This window comes from Ruminococcus sp. B05 (genome assembly GCF_003628495.1).
Lineage (GTDB): Bacteria > Bacillota > Clostridia > Lachnospirales > Lachnospiraceae > Schaedlerella > Schaedlerella hominis.
The window spans coordinates 589809-612751 of the sequence record NZ_RBZR01000001.1 but is presented as its reverse complement, the minus strand read 5'-3'; the positions used below and the strand labels follow the sequence as shown (position 1 = coordinate 612751).

Annotated in this window: 17 protein-coding genes; 15 read left to right on the top strand and 2 right to left on the bottom strand. The window is 37.9% G+C overall.

Translation table 11 applies throughout. The features are described from left to right. The first annotated feature begins 1 nt into the window (after window position 1). The 15 genes from D8Q48_RS02640 (at window position 2) to D8Q48_RS02570 (ending at window position 20675) form a co-directional block, all read left to right on the top strand. Window positions 2-808 carry a TlyA family RNA methyltransferase gene (locus D8Q48_RS02640; protein WP_117989874.1) on the top strand — a complete coding sequence of 269 codons (807 nt, stop codon included), beginning with the start codon at window positions 2-4 and terminating at the stop codon, window positions 806-808. A gap of 10 nt (window positions 809-818) precedes the next feature. Next, window positions 819-1652: an NAD(+)/NADH kinase gene (locus tag D8Q48_RS02635; protein WP_117989875.1), complete on the top strand. Its 834-nt coding sequence runs from the start codon at window positions 819-821 to the stop codon at window positions 1650-1652. A 4-nt stretch (window positions 1653-1656) separates the two neighbouring features. Beyond that, entirely contained in the window at window positions 1657-2112 is a 456-nt protein-coding gene (argR, locus tag D8Q48_RS02630) for an arginine repressor (protein ID WP_022076137.1), read from the top strand. A gap of 11 nt (window positions 2113-2123) precedes the next feature. Then, on the top strand, window positions 2124-3800 hold the full coding sequence (gene recN / locus D8Q48_RS02625; RefSeq protein ID WP_121055291.1) for a DNA repair protein RecN: 1677 nt from the start codon (window positions 2124-2126) through the stop codon (window positions 3798-3800). A gap of 132 nt (window positions 3801-3932) precedes the next feature. Beyond that, a complete protein-coding gene (spoIVB, locus tag D8Q48_RS02620) occupies window positions 3933-5009 on the top strand; it encodes a SpoIVB peptidase (protein WP_121055289.1) in 1077 nt (358 codons plus the stop codon). A 126-nt stretch (window positions 5010-5135) separates the two neighbouring features. Further along, window positions 5136-5924, top strand: a complete 789-nt coding sequence (spo0A, locus tag D8Q48_RS02615) for a sporulation transcription factor Spo0A (protein WP_121055287.1) — start codon at window positions 5136-5138, stop codon at window positions 5922-5924. Between the two features lie 128 nt (window positions 5925-6052). Continuing rightward, window positions 6053-7501, top strand: a complete 1449-nt coding sequence (glgA, locus tag D8Q48_RS02610; protein WP_118688536.1) for a glycogen synthase GlgA — start codon at window positions 6053-6055, stop codon at window positions 7499-7501. Window positions 7502-7545: 44 nt separating this feature from the next. Beyond that, window positions 7546-8415, top strand: coding sequence for a methylenetetrahydrofolate reductase [NAD(P)H] (gene metF, locus D8Q48_RS02605; protein ID WP_117989880.1), 870 nt, complete (start codon window positions 7546-7548; stop codon window positions 8413-8415). A 12-nt stretch (window positions 8416-8427) separates the two neighbouring features. Beyond that, window positions 8428-9078 (top strand): vitamin B12 dependent-methionine synthase activation domain-containing protein, encoded by a 651-nt coding sequence (locus D8Q48_RS02600; RefSeq protein WP_117989881.1) that lies wholly within the window; start codon window positions 8428-8430, stop codon window positions 9076-9078. Then, window positions 9075-11453, top strand: coding sequence for a homocysteine S-methyltransferase family protein (locus tag D8Q48_RS02595; protein WP_121055286.1), 2379 nt, complete (start codon window positions 9075-9077; stop codon window positions 11451-11453). Before D8Q48_RS02600 ends, D8Q48_RS02595 begins: the two co-directional genes overlap by 4 nt. A gap of 18 nt (window positions 11454-11471) precedes the next feature. Continuing rightward, a complete protein-coding gene (locus D8Q48_RS02590) occupies window positions 11472-12980 on the top strand; it encodes a 4Fe-4S dicluster domain-containing protein (RefSeq protein ID WP_121055284.1) in 1509 nt (502 codons plus the stop codon). A 132-nt stretch (window positions 12981-13112) separates the two neighbouring features. Further along, complete coding sequence (gene alaS, locus D8Q48_RS02585; RefSeq protein ID WP_118688533.1) at window positions 13113-15752, top strand: alanine--tRNA ligase; 2640 nt, start codon at window positions 13113-13115, stop codon at window positions 15750-15752. Window positions 15753-15912: 160 nt separating this feature from the next. Further along, window positions 15913-16089, top strand: a complete 177-nt coding sequence (gene rpsU / locus D8Q48_RS02580) for a 30S ribosomal protein S21 (RefSeq protein WP_004054229.1) — start codon at window positions 15913-15915, stop codon at window positions 16087-16089. A 365-nt stretch (window positions 16090-16454) separates the two neighbouring features. After that, the gene (gene gdhA / locus D8Q48_RS02575; RefSeq protein WP_117989885.1) at window positions 16455-17789 is read left to right on the top strand and encodes an NADP-specific glutamate dehydrogenase; all 1335 of its coding nucleotides are present in this window, start codon (window positions 16455-16457) and stop codon (window positions 17787-17789) included. Between the two features lie 261 nt (window positions 17790-18050). Continuing rightward, window positions 18051-20675, top strand: coding sequence for a cation-translocating P-type ATPase (locus D8Q48_RS02570; protein WP_117989886.1), 2625 nt, complete (start codon window positions 18051-18053; stop codon window positions 20673-20675). A gap of 53 nt (window positions 20676-20728) precedes the next feature. Here D8Q48_RS02570 and D8Q48_RS02565 read toward each other — a convergent pair whose 3' ends face one another. Then, window positions 20729-21487, bottom strand: a complete 759-nt coding sequence (locus tag D8Q48_RS02565) for a glutamine amidotransferase (RefSeq protein ID WP_117989887.1) — start codon at window positions 21485-21487, stop codon at window positions 20729-20731. After that, window positions 21484-22845: a MurT ligase domain-containing protein gene (locus tag D8Q48_RS02560; RefSeq protein WP_118688530.1), complete on the bottom strand. Its 1362-nt coding sequence runs from the start codon at window positions 22843-22845 to the stop codon at window positions 21484-21486. Before D8Q48_RS02560 ends, D8Q48_RS02565 begins: the two co-directional genes overlap by 4 nt. Window positions 22846-22943: the final 98 nt, after the last annotated feature.

The window sequence follows — 22943 nt, the reverse complement described above, 5'->3', positions numbered from 1 at the left end:
CATGAAGGAACGATTAGACGTATTATTAGTAAAACGGAATCTTGCAGAATCCCGTGAGAAGGCAAAAGCAATTATTATGTCCGGTAATGTTTTTGTTGAGGGACAGCGAGAAGATAAAGCTGGTACGACATTTCCGGAAGAAGTACAGATTGAGATTAAAGGACATACACTTCCATATGTAAGTCGTGGTGGATTAAAGCTGGAAAAAGCAATGAAAGTTTTTGATGTTACGGTAGAAGGTAAGGTATGTACAGATGTTGGTTCTTCAACAGGAGGTTTTACAGATTGTATGCTGCAAAACGGGGCAGTGAAAGTGTTTGCAATCGATGTGGGAAGAGGTCAGCTGGATTGGAAACTTCGTCAGGATGAACGAGTTGTATGTATGGAAAAAACAAATATTCGTTATGTTACTCCGGAAGATATAGGAGAACCGATTGATTTTTCATCCATTGATGTATCATTTATATCATTGACAAAAGTATTGGAGCCGATTCGCAATTATTTAACACCGGATGGGGAGATTGTGGCTTTGATTAAACCTCAGTTTGAAGCGGGGAGAGAAAAAGTTGGAAAGAAAGGGGTAGTCAGAGAGCGAAGCACACATCACGAAGTAATCGAAAAGGTTGCACTGTATGCACACTCGATAGGATTTGAAATATTAAATATTGATTTTTCACCTATTAAAGGACCAGAGGGGAACATTGAATATTTGATTCATTTGAAAAAATGTCCCGATGGACAGCCACCGGAAATCGCAGTAGATTTGTCTAGTGTTGTGGATCATGCGTTCGAGGAACTGGCACGTTGAGGATAAGAACATGGATAGATTTTATGTGATTACAAATCAATTAAAAGATACAGACTATCGAATAACAAATGAAATTAAAGAATACATAGAAAAAAATGGAAAAACTTGTGTGATTGCTCAAAAAGACGAAGATGGGTATTTGATTCCTGGAACAGTGCCAAAAGATATACAATGTGCAATAGTTCTTGGAGGAGACGGGACTTTAATTCGTGCTGCAAGAGAATTGGAAGGATATCATATTCCATTACTTGGTGTAAACATGGGAACGCTGGGGTATCTGGCAGAGGTAGAATTGCATGATTATCGTACAGCTTTGGACAAGTTGTTTGCAAAAGAGCCGGAAGTAGAAGATCGTATGATGCTACGAGGAAGTGTTAATGGCGGAAAATCGCACGTTGCAGTGAATGATATTGTAGTGACGCGTTCGGGAGAGCTTCGAGTGGTACATCTTGATATTTATGTGAACGGAGCACTTTTAAATAGTTATCGTGCGGATGGAGTAATCATATCGACACCGACAGGAACAACAGGATATAATCTGTCTGCGGGAGGACCAATCGTTGAGCCAACGGCAAGTATGTTTGTAATTACTCCGATTTGTTCGCATGCACTTAATGCAAGTAGCGTTGTGCTTTCAGCAGAGGATACAATAGAAGTAAAGATTTGCGAAGGTAGATACGGAAGACAAGAACATGCGTTAGTCACATTTGATGGGGCAGAAGAGATTGCTGTTCGCACAGGAGACCGTGTTGTGATTCAAAAAGCTGAAGATACTACAAAGCTGATTAAATTGAGTAAAGAAAGTTTCATGATAACTATGCGAGAAAAAATGAAAGGAAATTAGAAAAATGAAAGTTAGTCGTCATGCAAAAATAATTGAATTGATCAATCAGTATGATATTGAAACTCAGGAAGAATTGGCAGATCGTTTGAATCAGTCCGGATTTAAAGTGACTCAGGCTACGGTTTCCAGAGATATTCGTGATCTAAAGCTGACTAAAATGTCAGTGGATGGAGGAAAACAGAAATACGTTATCATTAAGCCTGAAGATGGCGGTATGACAGAAAAATATATGAGGGTATTGCGAGATGGGTATGTATCCATGGATATGGCACAGAATATACTTGTGATAAAAACTGTATCAGGAATGGCCATGGCAGTCGCGGCTGCTATAGATGCTATGCAGTGGAAAGAAGTGGTCGGATGTATTGCCGGAGATGATACTATTATGTGTGCAATCCGAACAGTAGAAGATACAACCTGTGTGATGGATAAGATTAGAAAAATTGCAACAAGAGGATAATAAAAGAAATTATGTTAGAAAATCTGCATGTAAAAAATCTGGCGTTGATTGATGAAATTGAGGTTGAGTTTCAGCCTGGATTAAATATTCTGACAGGAGAAACCGGAGCCGGAAAATCAATTTTATTAGGTTCTGTGAATCTGGCATTAGGTGGGAAGTACAGTGCGGATATGCTTCGCACAGGAGCAAAATTCGGACTCGTAGAATTGACATTTACAATTGAAAATGAAAAGTTAGAAAAACAACTTGAAGCAATGGATATTTATCCGGAGGATGGGCGGATTGTATTGAACAGAAAGCTGATGGAAGGAAGAAGTGTCAGTAAGATTAACGGAGAAACCGTAAATATGACGACGCTTCGTGAAGTGGCATGTATGTTGATTGACATTCATGAGCAGCATGTTCATCAGTCACTTCTTCATAGGAGAAATCATCTGGTTTTTCTGGATTTATATGCGAAAGATAAAATTGAGCCATTGAAAGAAAAGGTTGCAAAGGCTTATCATGCTTATACGGACTATCAGAAGAAACTAGAGAATTTCAGCATGGATGAGAGAGAACGTCAAAAGGAAATATCGTTGGCAGAATTTGAGATTCATGAGATTGAAGAGGCAAATCTTCAGGACGGAGAAGATGAAGATTTGGAACAGCTTTATCAGAGAATGGCATCAGGTAAGAAAATCACAGAAGCAATCAGCGAAGCTTATCAATATACCAGTGAAGACTCTTCTGGTAATGCAAGTGATTACTTAAGCAGAGCAATCCGAGCACTTCAGGATGTCTCATCAGTGGATGAACAAGGAATGTCTCTATATGATCAGCTATCAGAAATTGATAGCTTATTAAATGATTTTAACAGAGAGTTATCAGACTACGCAAAAAGTTTTGAGTTTTCGGAAGAAGATTTTTATGAGACAGAAAATCGTTTGAATATCATTAATCGATTGAAAACAAAATTTGGTAATTCTGTTAGTGAAGTTTTGGAATATTGTGAAGAAAAAAAACAGAGACTAAACGAACTGGAAGATTATGAAGCATACATGAATGAGTTAAAAGAAAAATTGCAAAGTGCAGAAGAAGAATATATGAAACAGGCAAATGCACTGACAATGGAGCGTGAAAAAGCAGCAATTCCATTTGTTGAGGAAATAAAAAAAGGATTGAAAGATTTGAATTTCCTGGATGTGCAATTTGAAATGCGCTTTACAAAACATGCTCGATATGGACTAGGTGGAATGGATGATGCCGAATTTTATATGTCAACAAACCCAGGTGAAGCCTTAAAACCAATGGGGATGGCAGCATCCGGTGGTGAACTGTCCAGAATTATGCTTGTAATTAAAACGATTCTTGCCGGGCAGGAAGATACACCAACTCTGATATTTGATGAGATTGATACGGGAATCAGTGGTATTACGGCGGGAAAAGTTGCAGAAAAGATGCGATTTATCGGAAAGTCCAGACAAGTTTTATGTATTACGCATCTGGCACAGATCGCATCAAAAGCAGATGCCCATTATTTGATTCAAAAGCAGGCAAAAGAAAACGTAACAAAAACAGAAATTATACCATTATCAAAAGAAAATTCAATTCATGAACTCGCGAGATTACTAGGAGGCGATAAGATGACAGCAAGTATTCTTGAGAGTGCAAAAGAGATGAAAGAATTGGCAATGAGTGAAATATAATACCAGTGTGAAATTGTGTTTCTTTCACATACTAAAAACGAACACCAGGGAAATAAGTTTCCTGTGGATGTTCGTTTTTCTGTTAGTGGAAAAAGTTCCATTATTAAAATGTAACGAAAGAGGGTATGTGAGATGAAACAGGACAGAAAGAAAAAACTTCTTTGTGTAGTTATGCTTATTATTTCGATGGCAATGTTTGGAAAGATGGGCTGGAATGTATCTTGGGCAGCAACACAAAAAGAGGTGACAACGGAGCAACTGGATGAAGATGTGGTTTTAGTAGGAGGGATGCCAATTGGAATTTACATGGAAACGGATGGGGTATTGGTTTTAAACACACAAAAAATAAAAGGCATTGACGGAAAAGAATATAATCCGGCTGAAAAACAAGTGAAGTCGGGAGACTACATTATCGGAATAAATGGAGTGGAAATTCATGATAAAAAGCAATTGACAAAACAGGTTGAAAAACTGAATGATCAGGAGGTAGAACTGTCAATATATAGAGAACAAAAGAATCTAAATGTAAAAATAAAAGCAGTAGAGTCGGAAACGAAGAAATATAAACTGGGAATCTGGGTAAGAGATAATGTACAAGGTTTAGGAACAATTACATTTTTGACAAAAAACAGTGAATTCGGAGCACTTGGTCATGGAATCCATGATATGGATACAAGTGTATTGATGAAAATAGCAAATGGAAGAATATACAGAACAAGTATACGTTCAGTTGTGAAAGGGTCAGATGGAATTCCTGGGAGCATGGAGGGACTTATTGTATATAATCGCAATAATCAATTAGGATCGATTAAAAAGAATACAGAGGTTGGAATATATGGAATATTAGATGACTTAAATACATTATTTGAAGAACAATATGCTGTACAGATTGCAAAAAAAGAAGAAATTAGAAAAGGAAAAGCAACAATTCGTTGCTTTTTGGATGGAAAAGTGAAAGAATATAATGTCGAAATTTTGGAGATTGATAAAACACCGAATGAAATAAATAAAGGAATTACATTAAAAGTTACAGATTCTGAATTATTAGAAAAAACAGGTGGGATTGTGCAGGGAATGAGTGGTTCGCCAATACTTCAAGACGGAAAATTAGTCGGTGCAGTTACACATGTATTTGTTAATAATTCTACAAAGGGATATGGAATATTTGCAGAAACAATGTTGAAAGAAGCCGAAAAATGCAACATGTAACTGCTGTCTTTTGTCGAATTGAGACGCATGAAAGCTCTTGATTCTCATCGACAAGGCTTATATAATAGTGAAATGGTAAAGGAAAAGCGGGACGATGAGAGTAGAAGGGGTGGAGGAGGACACTATATGGAAGCATTGAAAGTGGCCATTGCCGACGATAATGAATTAATGCTGGATATGCTAGGAGAGCTAATTTCTTCAGATAAAGACTTAAACATTGTTGGAAAAGCAAAAAACGGAGAGGAGATTTGTCAAATAATCAAAGAACAGAAACCGGATGTCGTACTTTTAGATCTGATCATGCCGAAGATGGATGGACTCACCGTTATGGAATATGTAAATCGAGATAAAGCAGTAAGTAAACAGCCAAGCTTTATTATCGTTACAGCAGTGGGAAAAGAGAAAATTACAGAAGATGCTTTCAACCGCGGGGCAGATTATTATATTATGAAGCCGTTTAATAAACAAACATTATTAAATCGAATCAAAGATTCGCACAGAATGTGGAGAACTCAGGGGAAAAATATAAACGAGATTGTAGAAAGTAATCCAATCAGTGAAGAATCATTGCTTAATACAGTGACAAATATGTTACATGAAATTGGAATTCCGGCACATATCAAAGGCTACCATTATCTAAGAGATGCAATTATGATGGCGGTAGAAGATATGGAAGTATTAAATGCAATTACAAAAATATTGTATCCTACTGTAGCAAAAAAATATCAGACAACATCGAGTCGTGTAGAACGTGCAATTCGGCATGCGATAGAAGTTGCATGGAGCAGAGGAAAGTTAGACACATTAGATCGTTTATTTGGATATACTGTCAGTAACGGAAAGGGAAAACCGACAAATTCTGAATTCATTGCCTTAATCGCAGATACCATCCAGTTAGAATATAAAAACCGATAATAAAAACTACTGTGATTCGCTGTGGATATGCGAAATAAGGCTTTTAATTGAAAATAAAATGCGTTATAATAATTTTATGATTATTCAAAAAGGCAAGGCTGAAAAAAGCGAAAAACGGGAGGGTTATTATGAAAAATATTTTATTTGCATCTTCAGAATGCGTTCCATTTATTAAAACAGGAGGTCTGGCGGATGTAGTTGGTTCATTGCCAAAATATTTTGATAAAGATAAATATGATGTTCGAGTTGTTCTTCCAAAATATAATTGTATGTTTCAAAAATGGAAAGATATGATGGAATATGTAGATCATTTTTATATGAATCTTGCAGGTGAGGAACGTTATGTCGGAATCATGACTTGTGAATATGAGGGAATTCGCTTTTACTTTATCGATAACGAATATTATTTCAATGGTTTTGCACCTTATGACGGGGATCCAAAGTGGAATATTGAGAAATTTGCATTTTTCTCCAAAGCCGTATTAAGTATTCTTCCGGTTATCGGATTTCGCCCGGATCTGATTCATTGTCATGACTGGCAGACAGGATTGATTCCTGTATATTTGGATAATTTCCGTTATCTTGGAGAATATTATCGAGGAATTAAGTCCGTTATGACAATACATAACCTGAAGTTCCAGGGTGTATGGGATAGAGAAACAGTACAGGCAATTACAGGACTTCCGGATTATTATTTTGTTCCGGATAAGATGGAGGCATATAAAGATGCAAACCTGCTGAAAGGCGGTATCGTATATGCAGATAAGGTTACAACTGTAAGCCAGACTTATGCGGAAGAAATTAAAACCCCGTTCTATGGAGAAGCATTAGATGGATTGATGAATGCACGTTCTAACGATCTTTGTGGCATTGTAAATGGACTAGATTATGATGAATATAATCCAGAGAAGGATCCAAGGATTGCAAAGAACTTTAGTGTGGGAGACTTCCGAAAATTAAAACCAATGAATAAAGCTGCTTTACAGGAGGAACTTGGTCTTGACAGAGATCCAAAGGCTATGATGATTGGTATGGTTTCCAGACTGACAGATCAAAAAGGATTCGATCTGGTTGATTATATGATGGATGAATTATGTCAGGATGCAGTACAAATCGTAGTACTTGGAACTGGTGAAGCAAAATATGAGAATATGTTCCGACATTTTGCATGGAAATATTCAGGAAAGGTTTCTGCAAATATCTTTTATTCAGAAGATCTTTCACATAAGATTTATGCATCATGTGACGCATTTTTAATGCCGTCTCTGTTTGAACCATGTGGATTGAGTCAGTTGATGAGCCTTAGATACGGAACTCTTCCGATTGTTCGAGAGACAGGCGGATTAAAAGATACAGTACAGCCGTATAATGAATACGAGAAAACAGGAACAGGATTTAGTTTCACAAATTATAATGCGCATGAAATGTTAAATACTGTTCGGTATGCAGAACATATTTACTATGATAGAAAGCGCGACTGGAATAAGATGGTTGAGCGTGCTATGGAAGCAGATTTTTCTTGGGGGAATTCTGCAATCCAGTATCAGAATTTGTATGCAAGCCTGATTGGGGAATAGAAGCAAAGCAAGTAATATAAACACGACAGATTTAGGAGAAGGACATGAAGATAATTGACAAATTGAACGAAGATAGAATTCACATTTCGTTCGAGGTGTTTCCACCAAAAACAGATGCAGGATTTGAAAAAGTGAAAGATGCAACAGATAAAATTGCTCAGTTAAACCCGTCATATATTAGTGTTACATATGGTGCCGGCGGAGGAACAAGTAAGAATACAGCAAAGATTGCATCACACATAAAACATGAGCTTGGAGTAGAAAGTCTGGCACATCTTACGTGTGCGTCATCTACAAAAGAAGAAGTGCGACAAGTGATTGAAAATCTGAAAGAGTTGGAAATTGAAAATATTCTTGCCCTTCGAGGAGATATCGTACCGGGAATGACATTCCCAAGTGAAGATCGTTTTCATTATGCATATGAATTGGTTGAAGAGATAAAAAAACATGGAGATTTCTGTATAGGTGCCGCATGTTACCCGGAGGGACATGTGGAAAACGAACACAAAGAAGATGATATCAAATATTTAAAACAAAAAGTGGATAGTGGAGTTGATTTCCTGACAACACAGATGTTTTTTGATAATGATATTCATTATAACTTTTTATATCGGATTCGGGAAGCGGGTATTACCGTTCCGGTTCTTCCGGGAATCATGCCGATCACTACAGCGGCTCAGATGAAACGTAGTCAGGAATTGTCAGGAACAGTATTTCCAAGAAGATTTCTGGCATTGCTGGATCGGTTTGGTGATTATCCGGATGCAATGAAACAAGCAGGAATCGCATATGCTACAGATCAGATTATCGATCTGCTTGCCAATGGAGTGAAAAATATCCATGTCTATTCTATGAATAAACCGGAAGTGGCGGCTAAAATCATAGAAAATCTTTCAGAAGTAATAAAATGTTAGGAGTATAGGATAATGGACCAACTGACAAAGGAAGCTGTCCGTTATCTTGGATATGGGAGAAATGCGGTAGATGACCAAACGCGAACAATGATTGCAGAGAGCTTTGAAATATTGCAGTCAATTGCAGGCAGAAAATCCATCTATCGCATCTTTTGTTTAGAACATCTGGGAGATAATCGGATATCGTTTGGAAATTTAGAAGTACAAAGCAAGAGTCTTGCAAAAAATTTAAAAGGCTGTGATAAAATAGTAGTGTTTGGAGCGACGTTGGGAATCGGAGTAGATCAATTGATACGCAGAACATCACTTACAGATATGGCAAAAGCAGTTGTTCTTCAAGCTTGTGCGGCGGCATTGCTGGAAGAGTACTGCGATGAATGTCAGGAAAAAATTGCAGTGCAGATGCGAAAAGAAGGATATTATTTAAGACCGCGATTTAGTCCGGGATATGGAGATTTTTCAATTGAACATCAGCACTATATTACGAGAATGATAGACACTGCAAAGACAATTGGATTAACCATAACAGACAGCTTGATGATGACACCAACCAAATCAGTAACGGCGGTAATCGGACTTAGCACTTCAGAAGAAAATTGTCATAGACAAGGATGCGAAGTGTGTTCAAAGAAGGACTGCATATATAGAAGGGACATAATATGATATTGGAGCAATTAGGAAAGAAACTTTTATTTTTTGATGGGGGAATGGGAACTCTTCTTCAGGAAAAGGGATTAAAACCGGGAGAACTTCCTGAGACATGGAATCTAAATCATCCGGAAGATATTATAGGGATACATCAGGCATATATAGAGGCAGGCAGTGACATTGTGCTTACAAATACGTTTGGAGCTAATGCACTGAAGTTTAAGGATGACACCTGTCCACTGAAAAAAATTGTAGAGGCAGCAGTTCAAAACGTAAAAATAGCGCAGGAACGATCAGGAAAAAAAGTTTACACGGCATTAGATGTAGGTCCGACAGGAAAACTTTTAAAACCGATGGGAGACCTTGATTTTGAAGATGCTTATAATGCATTTAAAGAAGTAATGATCTATGGAGAACAGGCCGGCGCAGATCTTATCCATATTGAAACAATGAGTGATACATATGAGATTAAGGCAGCAGTTCTTGCAGCAAAAGAAAATACAAAATTGCCTGTTTTTGTGACGGCAATTTTTGATGAGCGCAAGAAATTATTGACAGGTGCAGATATCCCGGTTTTTGTCAGTATGTTGGAAGGACTTCGAGTTGATGCTCTTGGAATTAACTGTGGATTGGGACCGAAACAAATGTTTCCAATGCTGGAAGAACTGCAAAAATATTCTTCTTTACCAATTGTTGTGAAACCAAATGCAGGACTTCCAAAACAACGTGGAAATGAAACTTATTATGATGTTGAGCCGGAAGAGTTCGCACTGACAATGGAAAAAATAGTGGATATGGGTGCCGCTATTATTGGAGGATGTTGTGGAACGACACCAGATCACATTCGTGCTATGATTGCGATGTGTAAAGATAAACAGATAAAACCAATCACAAAGAAGACGGACACAATCGTGTCCTCATATGGTAAATCGGTTATATTTGGAAATGGTTCTAAAATTATCGGGGAGCGTATCAATCCAACAGGAAAGAAAAAATTCAAACAAGCTTTAAAAGATCATGATCTGGACTACATTTTAAAGGAAGGTATCATGCAGGAAGAAAAAGGGGCACATATTTTAGATGTGAATGTAGGTCTTCCAGATATCGATGAAAAACAGATGATGATAGAAGCAATAACAAGTTTGCAAGGAGTGACAAGTCTTCCGCTTCAGATAGATACAGTGGATATCAATGCCATGGAAGCGGCACTTCGTATTTATAATGGAAAGCCTATGGTCAATTCTGTCAGCGGAAAAAAAGAATCGATGGATGCAGTATTTCCTTTGATTCAAAAATATGGTGGTGTAGTTGTCGGACTGACATTGGATGAAAATGGGATACCTGCGACAGCAGATGGTCGAGTAGAGATTGCAAAAAAAATAATAGCGGAAGCAGCTAAGTATGGGATTGATAAGAAAGACATTGTAATTGATGTACTGGCAATGACAATCAGTTCGGAGCCGCAAGGGGCAATTATCACATTAGATGCATTGCATCGCGTAAGACATGAGCTCGGGGTTCATACAATTCTTGGGGTTTCAAACATTTCGTTTGGGTTGCCAATGCGTCCGATTGTGAATTCGCATTTTTATACAATGGCGATGTATAACGGACTGAGTTGTGGAATTGTAAATCCGGCATCAGAAGAAATGATGAAGTCATTTGATGCATATCATGCATTGATGGATTACGATATAAATTGTGAGCGTTATATCGGAAAATATTCAGGTCAGACTACAACCGTATCAACAACACAGACGGGTTCAATGACATTACAGATGGCAATTGAAAAAGGTGTGAAAGATGAAGCACGACTGATTACACTTGAACAGGTAAAAACAGAACAGCCATTGGATATCATCAATACACAACTGATTCCGGCACTGGATCACGTTGGAAAAGGCTTTGAGAAAGGAACTGTTTTTTTGCCACAATTACTGATGAGTGCTGAGGCGGCTAAAACAGCGTTTGCAGTGCTGAAAGAGCAAATGAGCGGCAATGAAGATGCTGAAGAGAAAAAAGAAAAAGTTGTTCTGGCAACAGTAAAAGGGGATATACATGACATCGGTAAGAATATTGTAAAAGTTTTATTGGAAAATTATAGTTTTAATGTTATTGATCTTGGTAAAGATGTTCCGCCAGAAGCAATTCTTGAAGCTGTTCAGGAGCAAGATGTAAAGCTGGTAGGTCTTAGTGCATTAATGACAACAACTGTAGTGAGCATGGAGGAGACAATTAAGTTATTACGAAAAGAAGCTCCGGATTGCAAAGTGATGGTTGGCGGTGCAGTTTTAAATCAAGATTATGCGGATATGATTGGTGCAGATTTTTATGGAAAAGATGCAATGCAGTCAGTGTATTATGCACAAAAATTATTACAGAAAAAATAAAAGGAGAAATATACAATTATGATGAGAGGATTACAGACTACTGTAAGAATGATTAGAAGAAGAGTATTTACAGAAGTTGCAAAATTAGGTTTCAAAGCAAATGCAGAGACATTGATCGATGATATGGAAGCAATTCCATATGAAATTGTTACCGAGGATCAGGATTACCGAGATAGCCGTTATCGAGCAAGAGCTGTTGTACGTGAGAGATTGCGTTTAGCAATGGGATTATCTCTTCGTCCAGAGAATAAACCTGTACATCTTACACAGGGAGTGGAAGCAAGTAATATTTCGGAAAAATATTATGAGCCACCATTGATGCAGGTAATTCCTTCAGCGTGTGAAGCGTGTGAGGAAAGAGGATATGAAGTATCTAATATGTGTAAAGGCTGTCTTGCACATCCATGTCAGGAAGTCTGTCCAAAGGGCGCAATTTCTATGGTAGATGGAAAATCATATATAGATCAGACAAAGTGTATTAAGTGTGGAAAATGTAAGTCAGCCTGTCCATATGATGCTATTGCAAAAAAAGAACGTCCATGTAAAAATGCATGTGGAGTTGGAGCAATTGTATCGGATAAAATGGGAAGAGCTTATATTGATCCTGACAAGTGTGTATCATGCGGTATGTGTATGGTAAGTTGTCCATTTGGAGCAATTTCTGATAAATCGCAGATATTCCAGCTTGCACGTGCTTTAAGTGAAGGTGAAGAAATTGTTGCAGAAATCGCACCGGCATTTGTAGGTCAGTTTGGAGAAAATATTACTGCAAGAAATATTAAAGCTGCATTACAGGAAATGGGATTTTTAGAAGTGTATGAGGTTGCACTCGGAGCTGATATTGGGGCAGTGGCAGAGGCACATCATTACGTAAATAAAGTTGTATCAGGAGAACTTCCGTTCCTTCTGACATCATGTTGTCCATCATGGGCAATGCTTGCAAAAAAACAGTTTCCGGATTTGATTGATCAGATTTCACAGGAACTGACGCCTATGGTTGCAACGGCAAGAACAATTAAGCAGGAGCATCCAAATGCAAAAGTTGTGTTTATCGGACCATGTGCGGCGAAGAAACTGGAGGCTTCTAGAAGAACAGTAAGAAGTGATGTAGACTTTGTTGTAACATTTGAAGAGTTACAGGCTATGTTCGATGCAAAAGGAATTGATCTGACAAAATATGAAGCAGAATCTTCTTTCCATGATGCAACCGGTGCAGGACGAGGATATGCATGTGCAGGTGGTGTTGCAGCAGCGATTGAAGAATGTATAAAAGAGTATTATCCAGGTGTAGATGTAAACATCGAACATGCAGAGGGCCTTGCAGAATGTAGAAAAACACTGCTTCTTGCAAAAGCCGGAAAAATGAACGGCTGCCTGATTGAGGGAATGGGCTGTCCTGGAGGATGCGTCGCAGGAGCAGGAACTAATATTCCGATTCCTCAGGCTAAGAAAGATGTTGCAACTTATGTAAAGAATTCGACAAAATCAATTCCACCAAAGGAATTAGAGAATATTGAATTAAAATAGTCTGATAGTTTAGAAACAAAAAGCAGGCATAGAATGACACGAAAAAAAGCAGTTCTATGCCTGCTTTACATTTGAAAAATGCTATGTTATTATATAGGATAGTATGTTTTTAATTTACAGGAGGAGAAGGCAATGCAGCCATATGGAGTAAACCAATTAAGAAAAATGTTTTTAGAGTTCTTTGAGAGCAAAGGACATCTTGCGATGAAGAGCTTTTCGCTGGTGCCTCATAACGATAAAAGTTTATTACTGATCAATTCAGGAATGGCACCATTAAAACCATATTTTACAGGACAGGAGATTCCACCTAGAACACGTGTGACAACATGCCAGAAATGTATTCGTACAGGGGATATTGAGAATGTAGGTAAGACAGCACGTCATGGTACATTTTTTGAGATGCTTGGAAATTTCTCATTTGGAGATTATTTCAAAGAAGAAGCAATCGAATGGTCATGGGAATTTTTGACAGAAGTAGTCGGACTGGACCCGGAAAGATTATATCCATCTATTTATGAGAATGATGACGAGGCTTTTGAAATCTGGAATAAAAAGATGGGAATCCCTGCAGAGAGAATTTTCAGATTTGGTAAAGAAGATAACTTCTGGGAGCATGGTTCAGGTCCTTGTGGTCCATGTTCAGAGATTTATTATGACCGTGGAGAAAAATACGGATGTGGTAAGCCAGGATGTACAGTAGGTTGCGAATGCGATCGTTACATGGAAATTTGGAACAATGTATTTACACAGTTTGATAACGATGGCAATGGAAATTATTCTGAATTAGAGCAGAAGAATATTGATACAGGTATGGGATTAGAGCGTCTTGCAAGTGTTGTACAGGATGTTGACTCAATTTTTGATGTTGATACAATTAAGGCACTTCGAGATCATGTATCTAAGCTTGCAAACAAAGAATACGGAAAAGATTATAATACGGATGTTTCACTCCGTGTTATCACAGATCACGTGCGTTCAGTAACATTTATGATTTCTGACGGTATTATGCCTTCAAATGAAGGCCGTGGATATGTACTTCGTCGTCTGCTTCGTCGTGCATGCCGTCATGGAAGATTATTAGGAATCGAGGGGAATTTCCTGCCAGAACTTGCAGAGACTGTAATTGCCGGTTCAAAAGACGGATACCCTGAATTGGAAGAAAAGAAAGAATTTATTTTAAAAGTTATAGCAAAAGAGGAAGAGCAGTTTAATAAAACAATCGACCAGGGTCTTGGAATCCTTTCTGATATGATTGCAAGTATGGAAGAAAAAGGTGAGAAAACATTATCAGGTGAAGATGCATTCCGCCTTTATGACACATATGGATTTCCATTAGATCTGACAAAAGAAATTCTGGAAGAAAAAGATTTGGATGTAGATGAAGAAGGATTCCATGCAGCAATGGAAATCCAGAGAAAGACTGCCCGTGATGCCCGTGAAGTGACAAACTATATGGGAGCTGATGTAACTGTATATGAGTCTATCGATCCAAGTGTAACAAGCAAATTTGTTGGTTATGATAATCTGACATATGAATCAAACGTAACAGTACTGACTTCTGAGACAGCAGTGGTTGATGCTCTTTCAGATGGAGAAAGAGGAACTGTATTTGTAGAGGAAACACCATTTTATGCAACAAGTGGTGGACAGGAAGCAGATACTGGTGTGATTCGTACAGCAGATGGTGAATTTAAAGTAGAAGATACGATCAAGCTTCTCGGTGGCAAGATTGGCCATGTAGGTATTGTGACAAAAGGTATGATTAAAGTAGCAGATAAGGCTACTCTTGAAGTAAATGCAGAAAAACGAGCACTTTCTGCTCGTAACCATAGTGCTACTCATTTGCTTCAGAAAGCACTTCGTATGGTACTTGGCAATCATGTTGAACAGGCAGGTTCAAGTGTAAATGAAGACAGATTGCGTTTTGATTTTACTCATTTTTCTGCAATGACAGCAGAAGAACTTGAGAAGGTTGAGAAGATTGTAAATGATGCAATTCAGAAGGCACTTCCGGTTGTGATTAAGAATATGCCGATTGAAGAGGCTAAAAAGACAGGTGCACAGGCATTATTTGGTGAAAAATATGGAGATGTCGTACGTGTTGTAAATATGGGCGATTTTTCAGTTGAGTTCTGTGGAGGTACTCATGTATCTAATACATCTGAGATCATGGCTCTTAAGATTGTATCTGAGTCAGGTGTTGCAGCTGGAGTACGTCGTATTGAGGCACTTACATCAGAGGGCTTGTTGAAATATTATAGCGATTTGGAAAATAAACTTCGTGATGCAGCAAAACTTTTGAAAACAACACCAGATACAATTTCAGAGAAGATTGCTCATCTTCAGGCAGAAAATAAATCTCTTAATAGTGAGCTGGAGAGCTTGAAGAGCAAGATGGCACAGGATGCAGCCGGAGATATTATGAATCAGGTGAAGGAAATTTCAGGTGTTAAATTGCTTGCAGCAGAACTTGACGGCGTAGACATGAATGGACTTCGTGATCTTGGAGATCAGATGAAAGAAAAACTTGGTGACGGAGTAGTCGTATTGGCATCAGGTAATGATGGCAAAGTAAGTTTGATGGTTATGGCAACAGATGGAGCTATGAAAAAAGGAGCACATGCCGGTAATCTTGTCAAAGCAATTGCAGGATGTGTAGGCGGTGGCGGCGGTGGTCGTCCAAACATGGCTCAGGCTGGAGGAAAGAATCCGGCAGGTATTGCAGATGCATTGAAAAAGGCAGAAGAGGTACTTTCTGAGCAACTTGCATAGGAATATCATGTGAATCCCAACAAAAATTATAACAATTTTTGTTAAAAAAACAGTTGACGTAGCTGGAAAATATGTTATAATCATTTGTAGTGCAATAAATATACCCGAACAGTCGTATGATGCACAATACAAGGCTGGAGGGGAGGTTAGGTGTGAGACTATGTCAAATGTAATCGTTAAAGAAAACGAAACGTTAGATAGTGCTTTACGCAGATTCAAAAGAAACTGTGCGAAAGCTGGCATTCAGCAGGAGATTCGTAAAAGAGAACATTACGAAAAGCCAAGCGTAAGACGTAAAAAGAAATCTGAAGCTGCTAGAAAACGTAAGTATAATTAATAGTGCAGATTAACAAGGTACTGAATTCAGTACCTTGTTTTTTATATATTAGGAAAGGACTTTCCTAATATATAAAAAACGCTCCGTTTAGGATGCGCACTGCGGCGTATAATGTAGGTGCCGCAAGCGACCGCCGCAGGCGCAAGAATGTGCCGAGGCACATTCTTTGTTCTTACATGAGAAATTACATTTTTCAGTAATGTTTCAGAGGAACATTTACCACATTAACGTAACAGTGTTGTAAAATAATAAATTTTTTATTGACAACAGAGGACAATGCTTATACAATAAAGAGCGAAGACAAAGATGTCGGAAAGCTTGCAGACTAACTGCATGCTTTTTCTAGTTTTAGGAGGTAGATTAGAATGTCATACGTAGATGAAGTCATTGAATTAGTAGTGAAAAAAAATCCAGCAGAACCTGAATTTCATCAGGCAGTAAAAGAGGTATTAGAGTCTCTTCGTGTAGTAGTAGAAGCAAATGAAGAAAAATTCCGTAAAGATGCTTTACTTGAAAGATTGGTTGAGCCAGAAAGACAGTTTAAATTCCGAGTTCCATGGGTAGATGATAAAGGACAGGTACAGGTTAATACAGGATACCGTGTACAGTTTAATAGTGCTATTGGACCATACAAAGGAGGACTTCGTCTGCATCCATCTGTTAACCTTGGAATTATCAAATTCCTTGGATTTGAGCAGATCTTTAAAAACTCTTTGACAGGTCTTCCAATCGGTGGAGGTAAAGGTGGATCAGATTTCGATCCTAAGGGAAAATCTGATAGAGAGGTTATGGCATTCTGCCAGAGCTTTATGACAGAGCTTTGTAAATATATTGGAGCTGACACAGATGTTCCAGCAGGAGATATCGGAACAGGTGCAAGAGAGATTGGTTATATGTTCGGACAGTACAAGAGAATCCGCGGACTGTATGAAGGTGTTCTGACAGGTAAAGGATTAAGCTATGGTGGATCTTTAGCTCGTACAGAGGCTACAGGATATGGTCTGTTATATTTCACAGAAGAGATGCTGAAATTAAACGGACAGGATATCGCAGGTAAGACAGTAGCAGTTTCTGGTGCTGGTAACGTAGCAATCTATGCAACAGAAAAGGCTCAGCAGCTCGGAGCTAAAGTTGTAACAGTAAGTGATTCTACAGGATGGGTATATGATCCGGATGGAATTGATGTTGCAGCATTGAAAGAAATCAAAGAAGTAAAACGTGCAAGACTTACAGAATATAAGAATTATCGTCCAAACTCAGAGTATCATGAGGGAAGAGGTGTATGGAATGTCAAAGTAGATATTGCTCTTCCATGTGCCACACAGAATGAACTTCATCTTGAGGATGCAAAAGCACTTGTTGCTAATGGATGTATAGCTGTTGCAGAAGGTGCTAATATGCCTACAACATTGGAAGCTACAGAGTACTTACAGCAGCATGGTGTATTGTTTGCACCAGGTAAAGCATCTAATGCCGGTGGTGTTGCTACATCTGCACTTGAGATGTCACAGAATAGTGAGAGATTGAGCTGGACATTTGAAGAAGTAGATTCTAAACTGAAAAATATCATGGTTAATATTTGTCATAATGCAGCTGATGCAGCTGAAAAATACGGATTCAAAGGCAATTATGTTGTAGGTGCTAACATTGCCGGATTTGAGAAAGTTGCTGATGCTATGACAGCTCAGGGAATCTGCTAATCAGATAAAAAATGATTGACATTTTAAAATAAAAATTGTATAGTTACCTTGTAAAAGGGAGTAATCGGCGTATATAGTGCGTTCACGATGTCGTCAATACGATGGGCTTACCTATCCGTATCGTGATGAAATGATGAGACTTTTGCTGTATCATAATTAGATTGATACAGCAAAAGTCTCTTTTTTTATATATTAGCAAAAGTTTTTCCTAATATATAAAATTATTCCTTTTAAACAATTTGAAAGAAGGAGAGAACTGGTATGAAAGAATACTATCATATGACTGGTGAAGAAGTCTGTCAGAGTGTGAATGGAACTCTAGAGCCATTGACAGAATCGCAGGTAAAAGAACATATTGCAAAATATGGGCGGAATGAAATTGAGACCGCAGGAAAGAAATCTGTACTACAGTTGTTTTTGGAACAGTTCAAAGATTTTTTAGTTATTATATTGATAATTTCTGCAATCGTATCCGGTGTGCTTGGAGATTGGGAAAGTGCACTTGTAATTCTAGTTGTAATTACAATGAATGCAGTGCTCGGAACTGTTCAGACACGAAAAGCTGAACAGTCATTGGAGAGCTTGAAAAAACTGTCAGGTCCAGAGGCAAAAGTGCTTAGAAATGGAAATATTGTATTGCTCCCATCTACAGAAATTACAGTGGGAGATATTGTTCATTTAGATGCAGGAGATTTCATTCCGGCAGACGGAAGAATTTTGGAGGCAGCGACGCTCAAGGTTGATGAGAGTGCATTGACAGGAGAAAGTGTAGGAGTTGAAAAAACAACAATATGTATAAAAGGTGAGTCGGAAATTGCACTTGGTGATAGGACTAACATGTTGTATTCAGGTAGTTTTGTTACCTATGGAAGAGCTGCCTATATTGTAACAGGAATTGGTATGAATACGGAAGTCGGTAAAATTGCAGGCATGATACAAAATGCAGCAGACAAGAAAACTCCGTTACAAGTAAATCTGGATCAATTTGGCCAGAAGTTGTCAATTTTGATATTAATATTCTGTGGTGTTCTCTTTGGAGTAAATGTTTTGCAAGGAGGAAGTGTAGGAGATGCATTCATGTTTGCGGTTGCGCTTGCAGTAGCAGCAATTCCAGAGGCACTTAGTTCGATAGTGACAATAGTGTTGTCATTCGGAACACAGAAAATGGCAAAAGAAAATGCGATTATCCGAAAATTACAAGCTGTTGAAGGTCTTGGCAGTGTGTCAATAATCTGCTCTGATAAAACAGGAACACTGACACAAAATAAGATGACTGTAGAAGATTATTATGTAAATAAAACAAGAATTTCGTCAGAAGACATTGATATGGATTCTGAAATTCAAAGAAAGTTATTTACGTTTAGTGTTTTGTGTAATGATGCATCTAACATCGATGGTGTTGAAATTGGAGATCCGACAGAGACAGCACTTTTGAATGTTGGTGGAAAATTGGATATTAATGTTGAAGAAATACGAGCAAAATATCCAAGGGAAAGCGAGATTCCGTTTGATAGTGACCGGAAAATGATGTCGACAAAACATACAATAGAAGGCATCCCTGTTATGGTTGTAAAAGGAGCAACGGATGTATTATTATCCAGAGCAACACAAATAATGGAAAATGGAATGATTCGTCCGATTACAAAAGAGGATAAACAAAAAATTGAAGAGGACAATCAGAAATTTTCAAGAGAAGGATTGCGAGTATTAGGATTTGCATATAAGAAAGTTGTAGACGAGTGGGAATTATCATATGATGATGAAAATAATTTGATTTTCTTGGGTATGATAGCAATGATGGACCCTCCGAGAGAAGAATCAATGGCGGCGGTAGCAGAATGTAAGAAAGCCGGAATACGTCCGATTATGATAACAGGAGATCATAAAGTAACAGCAGCGGCAATTGCAAAGAGAATAGGCATTCTGCAGGATGAATCGGAAGCCTGTGAAGGTGCTCAGATTGAATGTATGTCAGATGAAGAATTACAGGATTTTGTTGAGCATATATCTGTATATGCAAGGGTATCGCCGGAACATAAGATCCGGATTGTACGTGCATGGCAAGAAAAAGGAAATGTCGTAGCAATGACAGGAGATGGAGTGAATGATGCTCCTGCATTAAAGCAGGCAGATATAGGTGTCGCAATGGGAATTACGGGAAGCGAGGTTGCAAAAGATGCTTCAGCGGTTGTTCTGACAGATGATAATTTTGCAACAATTGTGAAATCGGTAGAAAATGGAAGAAATTTATACCGAAATATAAAACTGGCAATTTTATTCCTTTTATCAGGTAATTTTGGAGCGATTTTAGCAGTACTATATGCATCGGTTATGAACTTACCGGTTCCGTTTGCTCCGGTTCACTTGTTATTTATTAATCTGTTGACAGACAGCCTTCCGGCAATCGCACTTGGATTAGAACCGCATACGAAAGATGTTATGCTGGATAAACCTAGACCGATGCAGGAATCAATCTTAACAAGATCTTTTTTGGCGAGAATAGGGGTTGATGGTTTTGTAATTGGAGCAATCTCTATGATAGCATTTCTGATAGGATATCGTAGCGGAAATGCAACGCTTGCAAGTACAATGGCATTTGCAACGTTGTGCTTGGGAAGATTGGTACATGGATTTAACTGTAAGTCAGATAAACCAGTAATATTTACAAGAAGATTCTTTAATAATAAATATCTGCTGGGTGCATTTGCATTAGGAACGATTTTGGTAACATTAGTAATTATGATTCCGGGCTTACAAGGATTGTTCAAGGTTCAGACATTGACAATAACACAGCTTTTGCTGGTATATTTCCTTGCATTTTTAAATCTTCCGGTGATTCAGTTGATAAAAACTATTCAAGGATATTGTAAATCCAGAAAAAAATAATATAAAAAATGAGCAATCGTTTGTGATTGCTCATTTTTGTTGATGAAAACAATTTAGGTATAACGTTTAATTGTTTCTTGGAGTACATATTTTTTGTCATTATAACGATCAAAAATGTAACTATTTGCTTTGTGTTCCAATTCGTCAGGAAGTGGAGATAACGTTACATTTTCTCCATATTTACGCTGTAAAGCCCGTTCCAACAAGTAATCACATACCTGAGGATTTTTTGGAAGGAGTGGGCCATGAAGATATGTTGCAATAACGTTCTTATACACTACACCTTCATAACCAGATTTTCCAGTGTTGCCAAGTCCGAAGAATACCTTTCCAAATGGTGTATGGTCATTGATATAGGTACGTCCGCCATGATTTTCAAAGCCGACAACAGGATCAGAGAAGAGAGGGCTTTGTAAAATGATGTTTCGGATCAGACGCTCAGGTTCCCATTCTGTTGTGATATTGAGAATACCAAGCCCCTCGATCATTTTTTTGTCAGTTTTATAATATTTACCTAATAATTGATAACCACCACATACAGCAAGAACAACGCCACCTTGTTCAACATAATTTTTAAAATCAGCTTTGATTTCTTTTAAATATCCGCATACAAGTTCCTGTTCTCTGTCAGATCCACCACCTAATAGTACAATATCAAGTTTGGAAAAATCAATTTTGTCGCCAGAAAGAAAAGGAATGACTTCTGCTTCAATTCCACGCCACTCTAAACGTTTACGAAAACATTGAATATTGCCGCGGTCACCATAAAGATTCAATAAATCAGGATAAAGATGTCCGATTGTTAATTTCATGATTTCAGTTCTCCTTCCGTTTCTTTTTGCATCTCATTTAATAAGTGGTTTGTGCGATACAGACCAGAGTAGTTGACAATAATATAAAGATTTTTTGTGCCATTCTTAGTTAAATCTTCAACAGATTGTTTTAAATCTGTGGTAGAACCACAAGGAATATCCTCATATTTTAAACGCAGTCCCATATCGTGTCGGCGAGTTCCGTTTGTAAGGATGGTAGATACATTAGCATCTGCAAGATACTGGAAATCTACATCCCAAAGCCAGGAGACATCTTCACCATCCTGATAGGTATCATTAATCTGGATAATGATATCTTTTGGTTTTGGATCTTTGAGTACAAGTGAAACTTTTTGCTGGAATCCAATTGGATTCTTAGATAAATGAAGTTGTACACGTGCACCATTGATATTGAAAATATCTTCGCGATTATTACCGTAATCGAAAGATTCTATCATACTCTGGAAATGTTGTAGTGGTGCATGTAATGCACGTAATGCCGCATAAGCGGATAATGTGTTGTAAATATTGTATGGAGTACGCGCTGTGGATTGAATATGCATGCCATCCATATCAAAGGAATATAATTCATCTTTTAATACAACATTGGTTGTTGTATAATCCGGGTCTGGACGTTTAAATCCACAATTTGGACAATGATAGATACCAAGTTGTCCATAATGGAAAAATTCATATTCAAGTTTTGTACCACAAGAACGACAGAAAATACTTTCACGAATCTCAGAACGGGAAATGTCATCAAAAATCTGTTCACTGATTCCATATGTGACGTAAGAATTATTACAGTCTTTTGCAAGAGAGTAGGATAAAATATCATCACAGTTAATGATTAATGTTGTATCAGGGACACTTGTGACAGCTGTTTTCAACTTATTATAAGTGATATCAACCTCACCAAAGCGATCCAATTGGTCACGTGAAATATTAGTTAATAAAGCACAGTCAGGTTTGAGCTGAGGAAGAACATTGACAGATGCGATTTCATCTACCTCGATGCAGGCATAGTCTGCATCTAAATGTCCGCGCTTATCAGTAGAAAGAACAAATGCAGAAATGATACCATTCATCATATTGGCACCTGTTCGGTTGATGATAACTTTCTTCCCTTCCGCCTTCAATGCGTGATATAAAATACTGTTTGTTGTAGTTTTTCCATTTGTTCCCATTGTTACAATGGTCTTTTCGCGTACTTGTTTTGACATCGTGTTCAAAATATTAGGGTCAATGATCCGCGCAACATATCCAGGGAGAGTAACTCCACTTCCGCGATTCATTTTTTTAATCAAAATACTGGTTAGTTTCGCGCAGCGAATTGCTAATCTGCTTCTTAATTTCATAATGATTCACTCTTTCATTCTTTATGTTTTATAGTCAGCAAGAACTAAAATATAGAATTCTGCCGATACTTGTACTATTATAAGTGAAGAGACATAAT

Bases quoted from the DNA above. Each gene is read 5' to 3' on its own strand.
- D8Q48_RS02640 (WP_117989874.1), top strand. From the start codon at position 2: ATGAAGGAACGATTAGACGTATTATTAGTAAAACGGAATCTTGCAGAA.
- D8Q48_RS02635 (WP_117989875.1), top strand. From the start codon at position 819: ATGGATAGATTTTATGTGATTACAAATCAATTAAAAGATACAGACTAT.
- argR (WP_022076137.1), top strand. From the start codon at position 1,657: ATGAAAGTTAGTCGTCATGCAAAAATAATTGAATTGATCAATCAGTAT.
- recN (WP_121055291.1), top strand. From the start codon at position 2,124: ATGTTAGAAAATCTGCATGTAAAAAATCTGGCGTTGATTGATGAAATT.
- spoIVB (WP_121055289.1), top strand. From the start codon at position 3,933: ATGAAACAGGACAGAAAGAAAAAACTTCTTTGTGTAGTTATGCTTATT.
- spo0A (WP_121055287.1), top strand. From the start codon at position 5,136: ATGGAAGCATTGAAAGTGGCCATTGCCGACGATAATGAATTAATGCTG.
- glgA (WP_118688536.1), top strand. From the start codon at position 6,053: ATGAAAAATATTTTATTTGCATCTTCAGAATGCGTTCCATTTATTAAA.
- metF (WP_117989880.1), top strand. From the start codon at position 7,546: ATGAAGATAATTGACAAATTGAACGAAGATAGAATTCACATTTCGTTC.
- D8Q48_RS02600 (WP_117989881.1), top strand. From the start codon at position 8,428: ATGGACCAACTGACAAAGGAAGCTGTCCGTTATCTTGGATATGGGAGA.
- D8Q48_RS02595 (WP_121055286.1), top strand. From the start codon at position 9,075: ATGATATTGGAGCAATTAGGAAAGAAACTTTTATTTTTTGATGGGGGA.
- D8Q48_RS02590 (WP_121055284.1), top strand. From the start codon at position 11,472: ATGATGAGAGGATTACAGACTACTGTAAGAATGATTAGAAGAAGAGTA.
- alaS (WP_118688533.1), top strand. From the start codon at position 13,113: ATGCAGCCATATGGAGTAAACCAATTAAGAAAAATGTTTTTAGAGTTC.
- rpsU (WP_004054229.1), top strand. From the start codon at position 15,913: ATGTCAAATGTAATCGTTAAAGAAAACGAAACGTTAGATAGTGCTTTA.
- gdhA (WP_117989885.1), top strand. From the start codon at position 16,455: ATGTCATACGTAGATGAAGTCATTGAATTAGTAGTGAAAAAAAATCCA.
- D8Q48_RS02570 (WP_117989886.1), top strand. From the start codon at position 18,051: ATGAAAGAATACTATCATATGACTGGTGAAGAAGTCTGTCAGAGTGTG.
- D8Q48_RS02565 (WP_117989887.1), bottom strand. From the start codon at position 21,487: ATGAAATTAACAATCGGACATCTTTATCCTGATTTATTGAATCTTTAT.
- D8Q48_RS02560 (WP_118688530.1), bottom strand. From the start codon at position 22,845: ATGAAATTAAGAAGCAGATTAGCAATTCGCTGCGCGAAACTAACCAGT.